General features: G+C 44.6%; 16 protein-coding genes and 2 pseudogenes. 7 read left to right on the top strand and 11 right to left on the bottom strand.

Going from position 1 to position 21,274, the window contains the following annotated elements:
• Positions 1-48: 48 nt before the first annotated feature.
• Both F0229_RS06255 and F0229_RS06250 read left to right on the top strand, forming a co-directional pair.
• Positions 49-1,737, top strand: coding sequence for an AMP-binding protein (locus F0229_RS06255; RefSeq protein WP_136973756.1), 1,689 nt, complete (start codon positions 49-51; stop codon positions 1,735-1,737).
• A 338-nt stretch (positions 1,738-2,075) separates the two neighbouring features.
• Positions 2,076-2,981, top strand: a pseudogene (locus tag F0229_RS06250) (LysR substrate-binding domain-containing protein).
• A gap of 112 nt (positions 2,982-3,093) precedes the next feature.
• On the opposite strand, the gene F0229_RS06245 reads toward F0229_RS06250, so the two are convergent.
• Positions 3,094-3,300 (bottom strand): DUF1127 domain-containing protein, encoded by a 207-nt coding sequence (locus F0229_RS06245; RefSeq protein ID WP_171732468.1) that lies wholly within the window; start codon positions 3,298-3,300, stop codon positions 3,094-3,096.
• Positions 3,301-3,403: 103 nt separating this feature from the next.
• Between F0229_RS06245 and F0229_RS06240 the strand changes: the two genes are divergently transcribed.
• Both F0229_RS06240 and F0229_RS06235 read left to right on the top strand, forming a co-directional pair.
• Positions 3,404-4,354: a LysR substrate-binding domain-containing protein gene (locus tag F0229_RS06240; protein WP_171732467.1), complete on the top strand. Its 951-nt coding sequence runs from the start codon at positions 3,404-3,406 to the stop codon at positions 4,352-4,354.
• A 45-nt stretch (positions 4,355-4,399) separates the two neighbouring features.
• Positions 4,400-4,612 carry a VF530 family DNA-binding protein gene (locus F0229_RS06235; protein WP_012604684.1) on the top strand — a complete coding sequence of 71 codons (213 nt, stop codon included), beginning with the start codon at positions 4,400-4,402 and terminating at the stop codon, positions 4,610-4,612.
• Positions 4,613-4,869: 257 nt separating this feature from the next.
• Here F0229_RS06235 and fusA read toward each other — a convergent pair whose 3' ends face one another.
• Positions 4,870-6,957 carry an elongation factor G gene (fusA, locus tag F0229_RS06230; protein WP_171732466.1) on the bottom strand — a complete coding sequence of 696 codons (2,088 nt, stop codon included), beginning with the start codon at positions 6,955-6,957 and terminating at the stop codon, positions 4,870-4,872.
• Positions 6,958-7,191: 234 nt separating this feature from the next.
• Positions 7,192-8,571 (bottom strand): DNA repair protein RadA, encoded by a 1,380-nt coding sequence (gene radA, locus F0229_RS06225; RefSeq protein ID WP_017063288.1) that lies wholly within the window; start codon positions 8,569-8,571, stop codon positions 7,192-7,194.
• A 161-nt stretch (positions 8,572-8,732) separates the two neighbouring features.
• Between radA and F0229_RS06220 the strand changes: the two genes are divergently transcribed.
• Positions 8,733-11,078 (top strand): PilZ domain-containing protein, encoded by a 2,346-nt coding sequence (locus tag F0229_RS06220; protein WP_171732465.1) that lies wholly within the window; start codon positions 8,733-8,735, stop codon positions 11,076-11,078.
• 122 nt (positions 11,079-11,200) lie between these two features.
• Here the strand turns inward: F0229_RS06220 and serB are convergent, their stop codons facing one another.
• A complete protein-coding gene (serB, locus tag F0229_RS06215; protein WP_017058828.1) occupies positions 11,201-12,181 on the bottom strand; it encodes a phosphoserine phosphatase in 981 nt (326 codons plus the stop codon).
• 109 nt (positions 12,182-12,290) lie between these two features.
• Between serB and F0229_RS06210 the strand changes: the two genes are divergently transcribed.
• On the top strand, positions 12,291-12,902 hold the full coding sequence (locus tag F0229_RS06210) for a YtjB family periplasmic protein (protein ID WP_171732464.1): 612 nt from the start codon (positions 12,291-12,293) through the stop codon (positions 12,900-12,902).
• A gap of 97 nt (positions 12,903-12,999) precedes the next feature.
• On the opposite strand, the gene deoD is transcribed toward F0229_RS06210, so the two are convergent.
• From deoD to F0229_RS06175, 7 genes are all read right to left on the bottom strand, one after another.
• Positions 13,000-13,719 (bottom strand): purine-nucleoside phosphorylase, encoded by a 720-nt coding sequence (gene deoD, locus F0229_RS06205; RefSeq protein ID WP_171732463.1) that lies wholly within the window; start codon positions 13,717-13,719, stop codon positions 13,000-13,002.
• 65 nt (positions 13,720-13,784) lie between these two features.
• Positions 13,785-15,005, bottom strand: coding sequence for a phosphopentomutase (locus F0229_RS06200; protein WP_171732462.1), 1,221 nt, complete (start codon positions 15,003-15,005; stop codon positions 13,785-13,787).
• A gap of 76 nt (positions 15,006-15,081) precedes the next feature.
• Positions 15,082-16,410, bottom strand: a complete 1,329-nt coding sequence (deoA, locus tag F0229_RS06195) for a thymidine phosphorylase (protein ID WP_017063283.1) — start codon at positions 16,408-16,410, stop codon at positions 15,082-15,084.
• Positions 16,411-16,633: 223 nt separating this feature from the next.
• Positions 16,634-17,410 (bottom strand): deoxyribose-phosphate aldolase, encoded by a 777-nt coding sequence (gene deoC, locus F0229_RS06190; protein WP_010436196.1) that lies wholly within the window; start codon positions 17,408-17,410, stop codon positions 16,634-16,636.
• A gap of 520 nt (positions 17,411-17,930) precedes the next feature.
• Positions 17,931-19,193 carry a NupC/NupG family nucleoside CNT transporter gene (locus F0229_RS06185; RefSeq protein WP_017058833.1) on the bottom strand — a complete coding sequence of 421 codons (1,263 nt, stop codon included), beginning with the start codon at positions 19,191-19,193 and terminating at the stop codon, positions 17,931-17,933.
• 204 nt (positions 19,194-19,397) lie between these two features.
• The gene (locus F0229_RS06180; RefSeq protein WP_171732461.1) at positions 19,398-20,210 is read right to left on the bottom strand and encodes a TatD family hydrolase; all 813 of its coding nucleotides are present in this window, start codon (positions 20,208-20,210) and stop codon (positions 19,398-19,400) included.
• Positions 20,191-20,346 (bottom strand): DUF5363 family protein, encoded by a 156-nt coding sequence (locus F0229_RS06175; protein ID WP_171732460.1) that lies wholly within the window; start codon positions 20,344-20,346, stop codon positions 20,191-20,193. Before F0229_RS06175 ends, F0229_RS06180 begins: the two co-directional genes overlap by 20 nt.
• 245 nt (positions 20,347-20,591) lie before the next feature.
• On the opposite strand from F0229_RS06175, the pseudogene F0229_RS06170 reads away from it, so the two are divergent.
• Positions 20,592-21,274, top strand: a pseudogene (locus tag F0229_RS06170) (hypothetical protein); the annotation flags it as partial.

The raw sequence follows: 21,274 nt of genomic DNA, 5'->3' as shown, positions 1-21,274 counted from the left end.
TAACAAAAATAACCAAAAATAACTTAGCGAAAAACATGGAGTTAGACAATGATTCAGCCTAACGAGTTTAGCCAAGAACAAGCAACAGCTCTCCCTACACCCAATGACATGATTTTAAAATGGGCAGAAGAACGCCCAGATGAAGTCTATTTGAAACAGATTATTAACCGCCAATTTGTCGAGTTTACTTATAAAGAAGTAGCCGACAAAGCTCTGAAACTGGCGTCAGCATTAGAAGGACTCGGAGCCCAACCTGGCGATCGAGTCGCTCTCGTATCGAAAAACTGTGCAGAGTGGTTCATCTGCGATCTTGCCATGATGTTAGGAGATTTTGTCAGCGTCCCAATCTTTCCTACAGCGGGTGCAGATACCATTCAATACTGTATTGAACACAGTGAATGTAAAATTGTGATTGCAGGTAAGCTTGACGATCCTAAAGCCACTCAAAAAGTACTTGATGACAATCCGAGCTTAGTGAGTATTTCACTGCCATACGACAGCGCAGCGAAGTGCCAACACACTTTCGAACAGCTCATTGATACACATGAACCATCAACCAAACGCCCTCAGCATCACGACGATAAGCTGATGTCACTTGTTTATACATCGGGTACATCAGGGCTACCAAAAGGCGCAATGCTCACCTACGGCGCGTTTACTTGGTCTGTTCAAAGGTTGATTGATCATATTGGAATCCAACCTGGCGATCGCCTGTTTTCTTACTTACCACTTGCTCATATTACAGAACGCGTTTACATCTTTGGTTCTTCAGTGATGGGGGGCGTGGTTACGGCTTTCCCTGAATCTTTAGACACCTTTATTGATGATGTGAAAATGCATCGCCCTACACTGTTTATCTCAGTTCCTCGCTTATGGACTCTGTTCCAGCAGCGAATCCAAGACAAATTGCCACAGAAGAAACTGAACTTCTTACTGAAGATTCCGTTTATCAACAACATCATTAAGAAGAAACTTGCTGATGGCTTAGGGTTAGACCAAGCTCGCGTTCTTGGATGTGGTTCTGCACCTGTATCACCCGCTCTACTCGCATGGTATGAGAGTGTTGGCCTGCACATTACCGAGGCATGGGGCATGACAGAGTCTTTCGCCTACAGCACGCTCAACTACCCATTCAGAGCCGATAAAATTGGTACGGTTGGTAATGCAGGTCCAGGGATCGAACTCAAAATAGCTGAAGATGAAGAGATTCTAGTTCGAGGCAAAGGCTTATTCTCTGGTTACTACAAGAATGATATTGCAACCCAAGAGTCTTTTAACTCGGATGGTTGGCTTCATACCGGTGATATCGGTGATATCGATAGTGAAGGTTACCTAACGATTCGTGGGCGTAAGAAAGATACCTTTAAAACCGCTAAAGGTAAGTTTGTTGCCCCTGTACCAATCGAAAACAAACTGTTTGAGTACAGCCGCGTAGAAATGATGTGTTTGATAGGTCTTGGCCTACCTGGTCCAATCCTACTTGTGGTACCGCATGACTTCCCTAATTTCGATCGAGCTCGCTATGAGAAAACGACAAAGCGCGTTATCGAGAAAATGAACGAGCAGCTTGGTTCACACGAGAAGATCAAAGGTGTATTGATGATTAAGGAACCATGGAGCATTGAGAATGGCGTGTTAACCCCGACTCTCAAAATCAAGCGACATATCCTTGAGCAGAAATACCATGAAGTTGGTCATAACTGGCCGAAAGATAAATTGGTGGTTTGGGAAGAATAATTAAAATCGAGAGGGAGCCATTATGGCTCCTTTTTTGTAAGCTCACATTATAAGTACTTAGTATAATCCGCAGCATCACTACTCTCGTAATCTAAGCCGACATCCTTTCTCATTCGATGACTTAACGATTCCAAGCAAACAACTTGTCTAGATTTAGTCGGCTTCCTCACCTTAGTATTATCATTGATTTTAAGTACCTGAGTAACAAATATACCGACCCAGCAGGTTATTGCTTTCATGTTCTCTCTCTTGTATTCCCTGTTTATTTATCGCTATTATGAAAACAACCTGTTCGATAAGCGAACAACCATTTCTAACAAGAGCTATAAGAAGACGTTATGGATAATAGACTACGCCACCTTTCCTGACTTCGTTACTTCGAAGTCGCAGCTCGCTTGAGTAGCTACAGCAAGGCAGCAGAAGAGCTCTTTGTTAGCCAAGCTGCTGTCAGCCAAAAGATCCGTCAGTTAGAGGAACAACTAGAGTGCAAGCTGTTCATTAGGAAAGGGCGTGAAATGGCATTGACTAAAGAGGGTCGGACTCTCTTCCAACATGTGTCAGATGGATTTAAAGAGCTTGTTGTCGGGTTGAACAAGATCCAGTCTGAACCCTTACAAGGCGTTATCGTGGTTCGAAGTCTGCCATCTTTTGCATCGCGTTGGCTATTACCTCGGTTGTGGAAGTTTTCAGTCAAACACCCCGAAATACCAATCAAACTCCTCACCGAGAATGATACTCCTAAACTAAAATATGATGAGATTGACGTCGCGATTCTTCAAGGTGAGGATCTCCCTGTTGAGCAAGGTCTATCGCTTGAAGTCCTAATCAATGAACCTTTATATCCCTTTTGCTCACCTGCTCTTGCTAACTCTTTGAAGTTTTCGTCACCAGAACAGCTTCTAAAGTGTTGGCTGATCCAATTTAAAGGGGGGCACTATCTTTGGGAGGAGTGGTTCAAACGAGTAAATGTTACAATCAAAAGTAGTACTGTCCAATGGGTAGAAGTAGGCACATTTGATATGGGTCTAACCACAGTCATGGCGGGTCACGGGGTTTGCCTAGCTACAGACAGCTTGGCTGGTGACTTCATCGAACGCGGCTTACTAGTGAAACCCTTTGATATAGGCATGACACCTGGGGTTCAAGTTAACTTATGTTTTGACCCTAGCTCGCCGAGGAAAGAACGTATTGAGGCATTTACTGAGTGGTTGCATGAAGAAGTGTCTGAAATATCTAAGAGCTAACTTTAGCTTTGGCTTTGGCTTTGGCTTTGCAAAGATAACTCAGCATTACTTATCACACTCCGCGTTCACGTAACTCCTTTTATATAGATAGAGTTACGTGCGTGAAGTTTATTTACTCCCAAAAAGATTTTTTCATCTCTTCATTAGCCTGCTCTCGGGTAATACCAACATCTTCAAGTAAATGATCCGATAGCTCTGCTAGGTATTTTCTCGTCCTACGATTCTGAAGATAAATCCTAAATTTAGAATAGAATTTCTTACCTGATAATGATGATAAGAATGAATGATGAGTATTTGATGTCGTTGTTATCGTGTTCATAATCGCTCTCCTATTGACGCTTTGCTTTCTTATGGTCAATAATCGACCAGTAACGCATTAGCGACAAACGATAGATACTGGTACTCAGTTAAGGAAAACTAATGTGAGAGAGCGAACGCCACCATTCCAAGGGATCTACTGTTTTTATACTGCGGCTGAAACTGGCAGTTTCAAGCTCGCAGCAGAAAAGCTATTTGTCACGGCTGCAGCAGTCAGCCAACAAATTCGCCAACTTGAAGAATGGTTAGGCGCAGACCTGTTTATTCGCCAGCACCGAAAAATAGTACTCACTCATGAAGGTGAAGTACTGTACCAGCAAGCGAAGAAAGGCTTTGCTCATATTCAAGATGGGGTGAGACGCATCAACCAAGATCCAAACCCCACTCAGCTGTCGATCTCTACCGTGCCTTCCTTTGCTCAGCATTGGCTCGTACCGAGAATAGGCGACTTTCGCGATCGCCACCCTGATCTATCCATGTTAATTGAGCCGACTAATAAGCTAGTCACATTTGAAGATTCTAATGTCGATATCTGTGTTCGATATGGTCATGGAGACTACCCAAACATCGAATCACGCTGGTTAATGGACGAAGTTGTTTACCCTGTCTGTCATCCTATCTATCAAGAAAAATATGGAATCTATGACATCAGCGATCTGCATAAAGCAGAGTTAATTGAAGACCGTTGGCCTGATATGGATTGGAATCTATGGTTAGACGTTGCTGGGGCGAAGGCAGGACGTTCATCATTGCAATTTGACGGCTCACATTTTGTTTTAGAGGGTGCATTATCCGTTCAGGGCGTTGCCTTGGTTAAGCACAGCTTGGTGTATCGCTATTTGCAGGAAAAGAAACTCGTCCGAATCGGTAATATCGCGCTGAAGCCTAAATACAATTACTTTTTATGCGCGCCTCCAGGTTACTTCCATCGAGAAAAGATAAAACGCTTCGAAGAATGGATGCAGACTCAAGTTAAATTGTTTGGTGATACAGGTAGAGAAGAGCTTTCGATTATCCACACCGATTACGAACTCAAATGGTCGGATAATTCATAAAGCGAAACTGGTATACTTAGCTCAAATAAATGGCGAGAACATCTCATGACACAAGACAATAATCCACTTCACGGTATCACTCTACAGAAGCTACTGACTGAATTAGTTGAACATTACGGTTGGGAAGAGTTGAGTTACATGGTGAACATCAACTGCTTTAAAAAAGACCCGAGCATTAAATCGAGCTTAAAATTTTTGCGTAAAACAGATTGGGCTCGTACCAAGGTAGAGCAGATTTACATCGACTTAAAGCGTTAATCTCTCCCTACTTTATCTGTCCCGTGTTGATTAAATACGGGACAACCCCTGTGTCTACTTTTTAGGGGCCATATCAATATCACATCTCGCATCTCGCATCTCGCATCTCGCATCTCGCATCTCGCATCTCGCATCTCGCATCTCGCATCTCGCATCTCGCATCTCGCATCTCGCATCTCGCAGTATGTTACAAGCAATAAAAAGCCCCGCAAGCTTTCACTTGCGGGGCTTTTTTAGCTAATTGAGAAAAGGGCTAATTACTTACCAGCTTCTTTTTCTGCTTTAACTTTTGCAATCACTTCGTCAGCAACGTTAGTTGGACATGGTGCGTATTGTGCGAATTCCATAGAGAATTGGCCACGACCAGAAGTGATAGTACGTAGGTGACCGATGTAGCCGAACATCTCAGAAAGAGGTACGTCAGCTTTAATACGAACACCAGTAACGCCAGCTTGTTGATCTTTGATCATGCCACGACGACGGTTAAGGTCACCGATAACATCACCAACGTGATCGTCTGGAGTGAACACGTCAACGTTCATGATTGGCTCAAGAAGTTGCGCGCCAGCTTTAGGCATAGATTGACGGAATGCGCCTTTCGCTGCGATTTCAAATGCGATAGCAGATGAATCGACTGCGTGGAAACCACCATCGAAAAGTTCAACTTCAACGTCTAGAGTTGGGAAGCCAGCTAGTACGCCGTTTTCCATCATAGATGCGAAGCCTTTCTCAACTGCAGGCCAGAATTCTTTAGGAACGTTACCGCCCACAACTACAGAGTTGAACTTGAAGCCAGAACCTGCTTCGCCTGGTTTGATACGGTAATCGATCTTACCGAATTGACCAGAACCACCAGATTGCTTCTTGTGCGTGTAGCTATCTTCAACAGCTTTCGTGATTGTTTCACGGTAAGCTACTTGAGGAGCACCTACTACAAGGTCAACGCCGTATGTACGCTTAAGGATATCTACCTTGATGTCTAGGTGAAGTTCACCCATACCTTTCAGGATAGTTTCGCCAGTCTCTTCGTCAGTCTCAACTTGGAAAGATGGATCTTCTGCAACCATTTTACCGATAGCGATACCCATTTTCTCAGAACCGCCTTTATCTTTTGGAGATACAGCGATTGAGATTACTGGAGTTGGGAATACCATTGGCTCAAGCGTTACTTGGTGCTTAGGATCACATAGAGTGTGACCAGTTTGCACGTTCTTCATACCAACGATCGCAATGATGTCACCAGCTTGTGCGCTAGTTAGTTCGTTACGGTCATCAGCTTGCATCTCAACCATACGGCCAACACGTTCAGTCTTGCCAGTGAATGAGTTAAGAATCGTGTCACCTTTGTTCAGTTTACCAGAGTAAATACGAACGAAAGTTAGAGCACCGAAGCGGTCATCCATGATTTTGAATGCAAGCGCTTTGAAAGTCTCATCTGTAGAAACGATAGCGTGTTCGCCAGTTTCTTCACCGTTCTCATCCATTAGAGGCTGAGGGTCAACTTCAGTTGGTGCTGGTAGGTAATCTACTACAGCATCAAGGACAAGTTGCATACCTTTGTTCTTGAACGCAGAACCACAGAACGTTGGGAAGAATGCGATATCACGAGTACCTTTACGGATACAACGCTTGATGTCTTCGATAGAAGGCTCTTCACCTTCCATGTAAGCTTCCATTAGGTCATCGTCTTGCTCTACAGCAGTTTCGATTAGCTCTTCACGGTATTGCTCAACGTCATCAACCATGTCCGCTGGAACATCTTTGATTTCGTAGTTTTCAGGAAGACCAGTGTCATCCCAAACGTATGCTTTACGGCTTAGTAGGTCTACAACACCAACGAACTCGTCTTCACGGCCGATTGGTAGAACCATTACTAGAGGAGTAGCGCCTAGAACGTTCTTAACTTGGTCAACAACGTTGTAGAAGTCTGCACCCATACGGTCTAGTTTGTTAACGAAGATCAGACGAGATACTTCTGATTCGTTAGCGTAGCGCCAGTTAGTTTCTGATTGAGGTTCAACACCACCAGAACCACAGAATACACCGATACCGCCATCAAGAACTTTAAGAGAACGGTATACTTCAACTGTGAAGTCAACGTGTCCAGGAGTATCGATAACGTTTAGACGGTGATCGTTCCAAAAACAGCTTACAGCTGCTGATTGGATAGTAATACCGCGCTCAGCTTCCTGTTCCATGAAGTCAGTCGTTGATTCGCCATCATGTACTTCACCAGTCTTGTGGATTTGACCAGTTAGCTTAAGGATACGCTCAGTGGTAGTTGTTTTACCCGCATCAACGTGCGCGAAAATACCAATGTTTCTGTATTTCGATAAATCTGCCATTGTCTTACTCTGTTAATAGGATATAAAATGCGCGCAGAGTATATCACAATCTGTGAAGACTGATAGCTTTGCATGCATTTGGGACTAAAAAACTTTGCCTTTTTCTAACATATAGAAAAAGGCACTCAGTAGTAACAATCTAAATGATTGTTAATTATAGTGCTAACCTAAAGCCTAATCGGCGTTAAGGTTAGGCTGAATTGCTGCTGTATAGAGTAGCTGAAGTGAGTTCAATTACAACTCATCAAAAGCATTAATTGCTTCCGATAATTTTTTCACACCGTGGATCTGCATTCCTGGAATGCCACCTTTAGGCATGTTAGCCGCCGGTACAATCGCTTTCTTAAAGCCGTGTTTAAATGCTTCATTTAAACGCTCTTGTCCGCTCGGTACAGGTCGAATCTCACCCGCTAGGCCTACTTCTCCAAATACCACCACATCTTTTGGTAATGCGCGGTCTCTGAAACTAGAAAGTAGAGCCATCACCAACGCAAGATCAGCACTGGTTTCGGTTACTTTAACACCACCGACGACATTCACAAACACATCTTGGTCAGCCATTTGTAAGCCGCCGTGTTTATGCAGCACCGCTAATAACAAAGAAAGCCTGTTTTGCTCTAGGCCGACAGCGACGCGACGTGGGTTAGCCAGCTGTGAATAATCCACCAGCGCTTGGATTTCGACAAGAAGTGGACGCGTCCCTTCCCACACCACCATGACAGAACTGCCCGAGGTTTCTTCTTCACCACGAGACAAGAAGATAGCGGATGGGTTGCTGACTTCTTTTAGCCCTTGGCCTGTCATCGCAAACACACCCAGTTCATTCACTGCACCAAAACGGTTTTTGTGGCTGCGTAGCGTTCTAAAACGGCTATCGGTTCCGCCATCTAATAAAACAGAACAGTCAATAATGTGCTCAAGTACTTTTGGCCCTGCTAAGGTGCCGTCTTTAGTTACGTGTCCAACTAAGAACACAGCAACGTTATTCTGTTTTGCGTAGCGCGTTAATGCGGTTGCCGATTCACGAACCTGTGCAACACTGCCCGGAGAAGATTGAACATCCGCAACGTGCATAACTTGGATGGAGTCGATAACCATGATCTTAGGTTGTTCTTTTTCTGCAACCTGACAAATCTTATCCACGTTCGTTTCTGAGAGCATCTTTAGGTGCTCTTTTGGCAATCCAAGTCGAGACGCACGCATCGCGACTTGTTGCAGAGATTCTTCCCCGGTTACATAGAGAGTCGGTAATTGAGAAGAAAGCTGACACATGGTTTGTAATAGCAGCGTTGATTTACCGGCACCCGGGTTACCACCAATCAGGATCGCAGCACCCGGTACGACACCACCACCAAGTACGCGGTCTAGCTCTTTAAAGCCACTGCTAAAACGTGGGACTTCTTGCAGATCGATTTCTGACAGCGTTTGAACCGAAGATTCAGTTGCACCGCCCGCATAACCACTCAATCGTTCATTACGTGCGACCTGAGGTGAAGCGGCTAACCTAACTTCTGTAATCGTGTTCCAAGCACCACATGCATTGCACTGCCCCTGCCAACGTGGAAAATCGGCACCACAGTCATTACACACATAAGCTCGCTTTGCCTTCGCCATAAAACCTCAATAATTTACTCAATTACACAATGATGTTGTCAATTTGTGACTTATTTGACCGTACGGATGAAAATAAAAGTTGCAGTCATACCACTTATACTTAAAGATCGATTTAAACTAGTCGATAACATAAACGCACCGTCCATTCTAACAAGAAAAGTATGCAGCAATCTGAAATTCTATCTGTAGCAGAACGTTTAATCCCGGCTTACCACGCCGAAGATTTCGAATTCCTTCTTTCTCAAATGACAGAAGGGGAATCACCGTCTCTGAAGCTGCTCGTTAAAATGGAACTGAATCGTATCATGGCTCCGTGTACAAAGAGCATTGATTTACGCGGGCGTATTGATAATGAGTGTCGTCAGTTCACTCTCGATGGCCGTAAGCACTGGCTCGATGATATCGCTTTAAACGCATATCAACGTGGTACGAAAAAGTTTAAAGGTTACACAGAAGGCGCATGGGAGTTAGTAATGACTCCGCGAACTCAGCCTCTGAGCGTTGTTAAAACATCTTCTCAAGGTAACCACGACATTACTAGCGCCAATAGCCCGTACGAAGCGGAAGCTATTAACCTAGGTTACGACTTAAAACGCCAAGAGAACAGACTCAAGATTAGCTCGCAGGTCGAGATCACCACATCGAAAGGGCAAAGCCTACATGGTGTAACGGTTGATATCTCCCCGTCGGGTGCAAAGTTCAAAGTACCGAGCGCCTTTCGATACAACCTCGGCGAGATCATCAGCGTTAAGTTCTCAGAGCTTATCGAAAAGTCCCAAGAAAACGATGTTAACCAAGCGGTTGAATTTCGTGTTTTGGGTATCGACGAATCTTATGAGAACAACGCGGTCAAATTTCTAAGAACCATCAAGGTAAGCGACAACAATATTGTGGCTCGCTTACTCGATGAGTCTTTAAATAGCACCAGTAAGAAAACCAGCCATGAGAATCAAGATAGGATTATTCGAACTCGTACTCGAGGAATCGAACATACCTATCTAAAGCATACTTGTAACCTACCCCTGTTTTTCAGCGGCAGCGAACTAAAGCTTGCCCTACTGACGGATAACAACCATCCATTATGGCAATATTGGCACGACGAACGAAATCAACAAGCGCTGGGTACCCTGTTCAACGAGCAACGTATGAACCTGTTGGCGAAACCAGGAGTGAAGGGAACCAGTAACGTTATCTACTCTTTTACCCATGAACACCAAAACAAGACCTTGTTCTATTCAATGATGCTGCCTGAAGCCTCTCGTGAACAAAGACAGCTGTTCTGGCACATCGGTGGTAAACGTAAAAGTTGGAAGGCGTTCAAGTTCTCGGTTTTCGAACTGTCAGACACAGAACGACAAGCATTAGCTAAGCACTCGGAGACTCTAGCTCAAAGCTCAGCTCAACTGACGCATTGCGGAATCTTGCAAGAGATTGGCGATCACGAAAGTGCTGCTGACTATCTTTTGAGTGAAAAGCCACGCATTCCAAGCAGTGAATTGAACCGCTTCCGTCACCCGCGTACTGTCATCGGCAATATTCAAAGCATTTACTTTGACTCTCAGACCCGTCGTAAAGAGCCGAGATACCAATTTAAGTCACCGTTGCAACTTACATCACAAGATGGCGCAGCGGCGAACGGACACACCTTAGATATCTCGAAACGTGGACTGAGCATTAGCCTTGAACACCCAATGGTACTCAAGATTAATGATCCGGTATTAGTGAACTTCAATGAACTGCAGCTCTATGACAAGAACCTGCCACTGAGCACAGTGCCTTACCACGTAATTCGAGTGAGTCCGAATGGTCGCAACGTGCAGTTGGTTATTGCCGAGAACGCCAAGACAATGCGTACCATCGCTTTCCTTAATGGGCTTATCGATCAAAACCAAAGTAAGCTGATTAAGAAGCAAGAGATACTGCCAACACATTCGCTACTCGAATCACTGCACAACATTTTGTTGAGCAAGATGGTCAGTAACCCAATATTCATTGATAAGCCAAGTTCAACGCTGCGCTGTAAGATCATTGGTGTGAATTTCCCACTGAATAAGCATCTAACGTTACTTGCTAAACTTGGTCACAACCAAAAGTTCTCACTCGAGCCAATCTTCAAGGGTCACACCAACTCACTGTTGGCTGAGCCACTAAAAAGAATTGAAGGTGCGGAGCCTAAGCATCATGACGTGTACATTGCTGCAGTGAAGTTTGGCGACAAAATCCAGTCGGTACACACCAAGTTGGTCAAAGACTTCGCCTCAGCAAAGGAACGCATCTTATTCATCAAGAAAGCGCAGCACTTAGGTGATGTGTATGTATTGCGAGTCACCACGGCACCTATCTTTAATCCGCTAACGAGTTTATTCCAGTCGGATTTAGAAGAGCTTTCACGCATCAGTATGCATCAAGCTAAGAAGCTAGAGAATGAGGTAACGGCGTTTATCGGTTATGGCGAGATAGAGGACATTACCGATGAAGTGCTGATTCGATTGGAGCTAACACGCTAGCCTCGAGTGGCGTATTAACTTAAGCATGAAAATTGAAAAAGCAGGCTGATAGCCTGCTTTTTTTGTGTCTGAGCCACTATTGCTAAATAAGATACATAGCCAATAGCACTTAGGTAGAGCCCCTAAGGTTTCGCTTGCCAGCTGATCTTCTGTTGCTTAGCCAATACACCCGACAAGATACACAGCACACCGCCTAAACCTGCGTAACGAACAGCAGTTTGAGCTTGCTGCTCTACTTTTGGTTTTGCGTGGTAGGCAATGCCTAAACCTGCAGAGCCCATCATCACCAAGTCATTGGCACCATCACCAACGGCAACGGTATTATGTAGTTCCAATTCGTACTCTTCAGCCAACTCTACCAAGATATCCGCTTTGGTCTGCGCCGAAACAACATCGCCTAAGACTTCACCCGTCAACTTACCGTTGACGATCTCAAGCGTGTTTGATTGAGCATGGTCTAGATCAAGGGTATCTTTCAGGTAGTCAGAGAAGTAAGTAAAACCGCCTGATGCAATCGCCGTTTTCCAGCCAAGCTTATTTAGAGTATTCACCAGCCCGACCAAGTCTGGCATGAATGGCAATGACTGACGCACTTGCTCTAATATCGATTCATCCGCACCTTTCAGTGCTCCTACTCGCTGGCGTAGGCTCTGTTCAAAGTCGAGCTCGCCTTGCATTGCTCGTTCTGTGATTTCAGAGACTAACTCTCCCACTCCAGCTAGCTTGGCAATCTCATCGATGCATTCAATTTGAATCGCTGTGGAATCCATATCCATCACGATCAAACCTGGCTTAGATAAGTCTGGGACCTCGCTAAGGCAAGCATAATCAAGCTTTAGCGCTTGGAGGATTTCTTCGTGTGCTGGCGTTAGATTGCCTGACATCAAAGCCACTTCATAATGCCCAACCTTCCACGTATCGAGGATGGTGTTGTAAGTGCCAGTGAAAAAGTCGATGTCATCGAAAGATTGTGGAGATAGGTACTCACCAAACACAATCCAATTGGCCTTGGATTTAGCGAGTTGAGAAGCGAAACGAGTCTCGGGGAGTCGAGTTAATAATGTCGTATGCCTTTTTATCGGCAGATATTTCTGAGCGTCCATGTGTATGATTCCTAATTAACTATGCTAAACGTTAACCTATTGCAATTTGAAAACGCAAGTCTCAATATGTCTTAATCATAACATTTGTTTATTTCAGGCTTCGTGAAACATGAATGAATCATTGTTCTCAATACGTAACGCTTTACGAATGCTAGCCCTCATTTTGTTGGCTACCATGTTCGTTGTAACGATTAAAAATACGGTCGTGATCAGTAAAGGTAACGAGAAGATCCAAGCAAAACAGTTGGAAACTCTTACCAAGCTGCTTATCTCTCAGGCATCACTTTCAGCCAGCAAGATGATCACGCAACAAGACCAAGAGCGATTGCTTGATCTGACTAACCAGCTATCTCAAGACCGACTGGTGTTCGATACCACCATCTATGATGCAGAGGGTATTCGACTGGCTTCGAGCGAAAAAGCCCTCTCGGTACGTGAGGTTCTTGGCTTAGATACGCCACTTTCAACCGCGAGTATCGGTAGGCAACAACTCGTTGAACCCATTTACTCGAAAGAAAACACCATCATCGGTTTTATCCGCGTCACCTTTGAGACAGGTAAAATGACAGCGATATCGGATCACCACTACCGCAAAAGTGATCGCTACATGATCGGTATGGTATTAATGGGCTTCGTCAGTGGTGTGCTGTTTATTATGTTGATTCGTAGAAGACCAACCAAGTCAGGCGAGAACTTACTTCTGAAGAACGTAAATTCATAAATAGCGCAATTACGTTATCCAATAAAAAGCCCCGACGCTCAGGCAGCAACGGGGCTTTTTGTTATCTGTTACTTTATCAAGCCACAGTGAAGAACAATTACTCTTGGTCACCAAGAAGTACAGAGTCTAACGCAATAACCATCATGTCGTTGAAAGTCGTTTGACGTTCATCTGATGTCGTTTGCTCACCAGTCTTAATGTGGTCAGAAACAGTACAAATCGTTAGAGCTTTTGCGCCGTATTCAGCACACACACCATAGATGCCAGCCGCTTCCATCTCTACGCCAACAATGCCGTATTTGTCCATTACTTCGAACATCTCTGGATCTGGCGTGTAGAACAGCTCAGCCGAGAACAGGTTACCGACTTTTACGCCGACACCGAGAGCTTTGGCTGCATCTTCTGCCGCGCGCACCATTTTGTAATCCGCAATCGCCGCAAAGTCATGATCTTTAAAGCGAATACGGTTCACTTTAGAGTCAGTACATGCGCCCATGCCGATCACCACATCACGCACTTTGATATCTTCGCTCACTGCACCACAACTACCTACACGAATGATCTTCTTCACACCAAAGTCTTTGATCAGCTCAGTCGCGTAAATAGAACAAGATGGAATGCCCATACCGTGTCCCATTACCGAAACCTTACGACCTTTGTAAGTACCGGTGTAACCAAACATGTTGCGAACGTCGCACACTTGAACCACTTCTTCTAAGAAGGTTTCAGCGATGTATTTAGCACGTAGCGGATCGCCAGGCATTAAAACAACATCAGCGAACGCACCCATTTCAGCATTAATATGTGGAGTAGCCATTGAAAATATCCTTAATCTCAAAACAAAAAAAGAAGAGAGAGGTTTCCCTCTCTCTTCGTTAACTATTATAGAAAGCTTGTACCGTGTCCCATTGGCGATGTACCAAAGTATGACGCTAAGCTTTGACCGATATCAGCGAACGTATCGCGACGGCCTAAAGAACCGGCTGGAACCTTCTGACCGTAAACAATCACAGGGATGTGCTCACGAGTATGGTCTGTACCTGGCCATGTCGGATCACAACCGTGGTCAGCAGTTAAGATAAGCACATCGTCTTCTTTCATCATATCGATGATTTCATTGATGCGACCATCGAAGTACTCAAGTGCCGCTGCGTAACCAGCAACATCACGGCGGTGGCCGTAAGCTGAGTCAAAATCAACGAAGTTAGTGAACACGATAGTGTTGTCGCCCGCTTCATTGATCGCATCTTTGGTTGCTTCAAATAGCGCAGGGATACCTGTTGCTTTGGTTTTCTGAGTGATGCCACAACCCGCGTAGATATCAGAGATCTTACCGATTGAGTGAACGTTACCGCCCTTCTCATCAACCAACTTCTGAAGAATGGTAGCTGCAGGTGGCTCAACAGAAAGGTCACGACGGTTACCAGTACGTTCGAATTGACCTTTACCCGGACCAACGAACGGACGCGCGATAACACGACCAATGTTGTACTCTTCTAGCTCTTCACGAGCGATCTGACAAAGGTCTAATAGGTTTTGCAGACCGAATGTCTCTTCATGACACGCGATTTGGAATACTGAGTCAGCAGACGTGTAGAAGATTGGTAAGCCAGTCTTCATGTGCTCTTCACCTAGGTTATCTAGGATTTCCGTACCAGATGAGTGGCAGTTACCCAAGAAACCAGACAGGCCTGCACGCTCAAGGATGCGGTCAGTCAGTTCTTTTGGGAAGCTGTTCTCTTTGTCGGTGAAGTAGCCCCAGTCAAACAGTACAGGAACACCTGCGATTTCCCAGTGACCTGATGGCGTGTCTTTACCAGAAGACAGCTCAGCAGCGTGACCGTAAGCGCCAATGATCTCAGCGTCTGCATCCATACCAGGAGCAAAACGACCCGTAGACTCTTTGTGAGCCATCGCTAGACCTAGCTTAGACAGGTTTGGCAGTGCCAGTGAACCTTTACGATCTGCATTGTCTGCAAGACCTTGGTCACAATGATCTGCGATGTGGCCCATAGTGTCAGAACCTACATCACCAAATTTGTCTGCATCCGCTGTTTCACCGATACCGAATGAATCTAAAACTAAAATAAATGCTCTTTTCATTTTCTTCACCAACTTATTGCTCTTTGCACCAGAACTCTGTTTATCGGTATACGCGAGGTATACCGATACCTGTTATTTACACGTCTTCAGAACGAATCTGACGGTAAACGTCTGGCGTTGCTGTATATTCTCCGCCCACAGTGATTGCATTTTGTAATGCTGTTGCAGCTTCTTGCCACTGTTGTTCGTTACGAGCATGAATCATTGCTAATGGCTTATCTTCACTTGCTACTTCACCTAGGCGAATGAAGTGATCAAAACCGACTGCGTAATCAATGCTGTCAGTTGCTACACGACGACCGCCGCCCATACCAACCACAGCCATACCAATTGCACGAGTATCCATTGCTGATACCACACCGCTTTCTAACGCGTACACTGGCTTAATAATGTCTGCTTTTTCTAGGTAGTTATCGTAGTTCATTACGAAATCAACTGGACCACCAAGGCCCGCTACCATTTTACCGAAGCACTCTGCTGCCTTACCGTTATCCAGTACTGCCATCAGTTTTTCGCGCGCTTCGTCTGAGTCTTTAGCTAGGTTACCGAGCACCAGCATTTCAGCACACGATGCTAGAGTGATCTCTAACAAGCGAGGGTTACGGTATTCACCCGTTAGGAACTGAACCGCTTCACGGACTTCTACTGCGTTACCCGCTGAAGAAGCCAGCACTTGGTTCATGTCCGTTAGGATTGCTGTTGTTTTAGTACCCGCACCGTTTGCTACTGCAACGATAGATTTCGCTAGCTCTTCAGATGCTTCGTAAGTCGGCATGAATGCGCCTGAACCTACTTTTACATCCATCACTAGAGAATCAAGGCCCGCAGCCAGTTTCTTAGATAGGATTGAAGCCGTGATCAGCGAGATGTTATCGACTGTTGCTGTGATATCACGAGTTGCGTAAACACGCTTGTCAGCAGGAGCTAGATCGCCTGTTTGACCGATGATAGCCACGCCAGCATCTTTCGTTACTTCACCGAACACATCGTTGGTTGGTGTAATGTTGTAACCCGGAATAGATTCCAGCTTGTCTAGCGTACCGCCAGTGTGGCCTAAACCACGACCAGAGATCATTGGAACGAAACCGCCACATGCTGCCACCATTGGGCCAAGCATCAGAGAAGTAACGTCGCCAACACCACCAGTAGAGTGTTTATCAACGATTGGGCCATCAAAGTTCATGTGGCTCCAGTCAATCACCATGCCTGAATCACGCATTGCACACGTTAGTGCGATACGTTCTGGCATCGTCATTTCATTAAAAAAGATAGCCATTGCGAATGCGGCAATTTGGCCTTCAGAAACCGTGTTCTTAGCCACACCTTGAATGAAGAAGTTAATTTCTTCAGCTGTTAGGACTTCACCGTCACGTTTTCTGCGAATAATTTCTTGAGGTAGATACATTAGTGCCTCCCAAACTCTAGTGAGTATGGTTTGTAGGGAAAAGAGGTAATATGGAGTGGCTTGACGCCACTCCATCAAACAGACTTATTATGTTCAATACTCTAAATATTTGGCGTTGCAGTTAGGCGACCAGTGAGTTCATTCCTATGAGCATAGAGGCTCTATGTGATTAGGAGGAACTTACGCAGTCAACAACGCTGCGGTGTCAAATATGACGAGTAAATTAGTATGCTGCTGGATCAGCAGTCTGGTCTGTCACTTCTAATGTATTAAGAAGGTTAGTTAGTAGGCTTGAAGCACCAAAACGGTAGTGCATGTTGTCTGCCCACTCAGCGCCTAGTAGCTCATCAGCCATTGCTAGGTATAGTGCTGCATCTTCAGCAGTACGTACGCCACCAGCTGGTTTGAAACCAACTGTTTTAGCAACGCCCATGTCACGGATAACTTCAAGCATCATGCGCGCGTACTCTGGAGTCGCGTTTACTGGCACTTTACCTGTTGAAGTTTTGATGAAGTCTGCACCTGCTTCGATACAGATTTGAGAAGCTTTCTTGATTAGTGCTTCTTCTTTCAGTTCACCTGTTTCGATGATCACTTTAAGCGTGATGTCACCACAAGCTGCTTTACACTGTTTAACTAGCTCAAAGCCAACTTCTTCGTTGCCAGCAATAAGAGCACGGTATGGGAATACTACGTCAACTTCGTCTGCGCCGTACGCTACCGCTGCTTTTGTTTCTGCAACAGCAATTTCGATGTCGTCATTACCATGAGGGAAGTTAGTTACAGTCGCAATGCGTACTTCTGGAGTACCTTGCTCACGCAACGCTTTCTTAGCTGCTGGGATAAAGCGAGGGTAAATACAGATTGCAGCGGTGTTGCCTACTGCAGTCTTCGCGTCATGACAAAGCGCCACTACTTTTTCAGTAGTATCGTCGTCATTTAGCGTAGTTAGGTCCATAAGTTTAAGTGCACGTAGAGCTGCTGCTTTTAAATCGCTCATTTCTATCTCCGATCAATATATTCAAATAGTTAACTACTTCGCCCTCCATCCAGTATAGATGGATATTTTAGTAATGCTCAGTAGCCACAAATGAACGGACTTGGTTCCCTGAAGACTTGATAACTTTCGCTACCAATTGCAATCCTTGTCACCGCACAGTACCAGTTTGGTCTATGGCACAACAAATCAGTCATGTTGTGTCTAACATCTATAGCGTATCGCTAATTTTGGCTTAATCCCAGAAGAATAACGTTCGAGTTGATTTCGAGGTTACTTTCTTGCCAACAGAGACATCCTATCCCTTTAGCTTATACATTATAGGTATCCATCAATAAATTGTAGTGCTCCTTAGAACGCAAACGGTTTGTATCTCAAAAAAACATTCTAGACCCTACATCGAATCTAAGCATAAGCGCGTGCATATACTAAAAACGGCAGGCCTAAAAACAAAAAAGCCCCGCAGCAATTTCTTGCTACGGGGCGATATTATTATGGCGTCTATATATCGATTTCTAACTAATTAGAAAGACAGGAAGAAGCCAGCAATTGTTGCTGCCATCAGATTAGATAGAGTACCAGCAATTACCGCTTTAACACCCATACGTGCGATGTCGTGGCGACGGCTTGGTGCAATACCACCTAGACCACCTAGAAGAATCGCAATTGAAGAAAGGTTTGCGAAACCACATAGTGCGAATGCGATGATAGCTTGAGTCTTCTCAGACATCACTTGACCAGTTGCTGCAACAACTTGAGCGTTTTCACCAACGTATGGTACGAAGTTTAGGTATGCAACGAATTCGTTAACAACTGTCTTCTGACCAATGAAAGAACCAGCGATAGTTGCTTCTTCCCATGGAACACCAATGATGAATGCTAGCGGTGCGAAGATCCAACCTAGAAGAAGTTCTAGAGTTAGGTTTTCCATACCGAACCAACCACCGATGCCACCTAGGATACCGTTGATTAGAGCAATTAGACCGATGAATGCTAGTAGCATTGCACCAACGTTAAGTGCTAGTTGTAGACCAACTGATGCGCCACCTGCTGCTGCGTCGATAACGTTAGCTGGTTTGTCATCGCCACCGTCCATTTCGTCAGCGATGTTGTCGTCTGGCGTATCTGTTTCAGGCTTGATGATTTTAGCGAATAGTAGACCACCTGGTGCTGCCATGAATGATGCTGCTACAAGGTACTCTAGAGGTACACCCATAGATGCGTAACCCGCTAGTACACCACCAGCTACAGAAGCCAAACCACCACACATTACTGCGAATAGTTCAGAGTTAGTCATTTTAGGAACAAATGGACGAACAACTAGAGGTGCTTCAGTTTGACCAACGAAGATGTTTGCTGCTGCAGACATAGACTCGGCGCGAGAAGTACCTAGAGCTTTCTGAAGACCACCACCAAGAACTTTGATTACAATTTGCATAACACCAATGTAGTAAAGTACAGAGATAAGTGCAGAGAAGAAAATCAGAGTTGGTAGTACTTGGAAAGCAAAGATGAAACCGATACCGTCAACTGAGAAGTTAACTAGGCTGCCGAATAGGAAACCAGTACCGTCTTTACCGTAGTCGATCACGTTTGCTACACCAGCAGAGAAACCTGCAAGTAGATCACGACCCCAAGGGATGTAAAGTACGAATGCACCAAGTGCGAATTGGATAGCGAAAGCGCCACCCACTGTTCTTAGATTAATAGCTTTGCGGTTGTCAGATAGTAGTACTGCGATTGCGATCAGTGCAACCATTCCGACTAGGCTCATAAACAGGCTCATAGTTTATGACTTCCTTATTAGTTATTTATTGGCGTGTTACAAAATGGGGCTATAAAGCGGAGGCAATTATACTCATGCGACCACTAATAAAGTAATGCCGTCCTCACACTTTCGTAGAAGATTCATGTACCATTCACACGCAAATGTGACCCAAATCACAAGCTCGGTGCGATTTACGCAAACGATAAACAAAAACCTTCGATTTTATTCACATATACCGAATGCGCGATGGCTATTTTGCCAAATTTGCGCTGCAATCGATTGCTTTGGCTCTTTTCTAAGCAAAAAAAGTTCATTTAAGATCGTAACTAAATATTTGGAATGATTAACATTTCCTTGGTTTCCATACATCGGCATGTCCGGAGCATCCGTTTCCAATACCAGACATTCAAGGGGCAATTTTGCGATGGTTGTGCGTGTTTTTTGCGCTCTTGGGTAAGTTATCGTTCCACCGACGCCAATATAGAAACCGAGCTTGATCCACGCCAAAGCTTGCTGTTCACTCCCAGAAAAACCGTGAATGACCCCTCCAAAAGTAAACTTGTGTTGCTTTAACAACTCAATAAGTCGGTTATAAGACTTCCTCTCATGGATGATTAAAGGCAGGTCAAACTCCTTCGCAAGCTCCATTTGTTGGATGAAAAAGCGCTCTTGTTTCTCCTGTTCCACATCCACAAAAAAGTCCAACCCACACTCACCAATGGCCACACACTGACGTGTTTTTGATGCGAGTAGTTGGTGAAGTTCTTCAAATTGCATCTCATCCGCTTGCTCTAAAAAGTAAGGATGAAAGCCTAATGCGTAGTAAACATTGGGGTGAGATTGCGCAATTTTCTCAAGCTTATGCCAGTTATTTTGACCGATAGAAGGGATGAGTAACTTCTCAACTTGAGCCTGTTTTGCCTCTTTGATATATCCCTCAATGCTCAGCTCATGGGTAAAACCTTGCTCAAACGCCTCAAAGTCTGCGTGGCAATGTGTATCAAATAGCGGAAAATCACTTGTTTGCTGTGTCATCTTTCCCACTCTCAGCTTGCTGCCCTTGAGGATCTCGACGATAAGGAACACAACTGCGCTTGTTTTCAGGCGTTAGCCCAAGCTCTTCACACCACTTATCGTATTTCCTAATCCAAGCTTTTATCCAACCGAACATATTTACCTCGCGCCTTCTATCAATACTTATGAAAAGCCAACACATAAAGTAGAGGACTCAAACTACACATACAAATCATTTAAAAGCCTAATGATTAGCCAAAATATCATAAAAGCATAAATCTAATTTATACATCAACACTAGCTGGCTATATTGTTGAAAACCTCACCACCGAGAATAATAAACGCACTTGCCAAGGAGGCATTGATAGCAAGACGCTCCATTCAATAACGAGATCCTACTTTATGAAAGCATCACTCTTAGCCATATCAATTTCTAGCGTATTAGCAGCACCTGCTTTTGCTTCTGCACCTCAAGTTGACGTAGAGCTAGCAAACCAACAAACACTTCAACTTATTGACGGGCAGATGAACGCTATCGATGCTTCTGTTCAGTATAAATTAAACGAACAATATGCCAATGCTACTCCAGGCACGACAGCTACAGTCGATGATGTAACTTACGAAAAACAATCTAACGGTACCTGGGCTGCAGTTGGTGCCGCCTCGGCTGCGTTGGTTGCAGGGCTGTTAAGTAGTTCTTCATCTTCCAGTTCATCTGACAACGGTAATACAATCCCAGAGCTTCCAGTCACTACTTCAATGGACAGTGTTGGTACATGGAAAGTCGCGGATAATGATAGTGGATATATTGTGACTCTTGCTGGGCAAGAGGTTTATGTTGATTCAAGCAATGTGACACTTAACAACGATGGTACAGCAACCATTGTCGTGAACGATCGCAAACTTATAGTAGGAATCAATGGAGACGAGCTTTACCGAGTAGATCAAGTTATCCGTCCAGACTTAGATGCACCGACCTTTGACTTACCTCAAATCGACACTCAGTACCAAGTCCACAACGCTGATGGTGTGATTGTAGTTACTCATTCACACAACAATGAGTTTGTTGCCAAGATCGAAGGTAA

The organism is Vibrio sp. AIC-3, assembly GCF_013114515.1.
Classification (GTDB): domain Bacteria; phylum Pseudomonadota; class Gammaproteobacteria; order Enterobacterales; family Vibrionaceae; genus Vibrio; species Vibrio crassostreae_C.
The sequence above is the reverse complement of the archived record's forward strand: the minus strand, read 5'-3'. Positions and strand labels throughout refer to the sequence as shown.